This is a genomic window from Pampinifervens navoyensis, assembly GCF_046159715.1.
In the GTDB taxonomy this organism is placed as follows: domain Bacteria; phylum Aquificota; class Aquificia; order Aquificales; family Aquificaceae; genus Pampinifervens.
Map to the genome: position 1 here is coordinate 1 of NZ_JBJXCT010000050.1, position 265 is coordinate 265.

The 265-nt window shown below is 64.5% G+C and carries 1 protein-coding gene; it reads right to left on the reverse strand.

Annotated features, from left to right (window positions below):
- On the reverse strand, positions 1-265 hold a 265-nt coding region (locus ACKRDP_RS09970; protein ID WP_409154629.1), incomplete at both ends, for a tyrosine-type recombinase/integrase.

Consider the following 265-nt stretch of genomic DNA (forward strand, 5'->3'; position numbering starts at 1 on the left):
ATCCAGTAGACCTCAGCGGGGATGGGTGCCTCGCGGTACTTGTCGCCCTTGCCTGCCCAGACGCGCACGATGTGGCCCTGCTCGGTCTTGATGAGGTCGTCGAGCTTGACCGCATGCACCTCGCCGACGCGCAGCCCAGAGCGCGCCATCATCGAGAGGGCGAACCGATGCAGCTCGTCGTCGCTGGTGTCGAGCAGGTCGTCGATCTCGGTGGCCGTCAGCCAGACGGCCTTCGACTCGTCACGTTTCTCGAACTGTCGCAGTT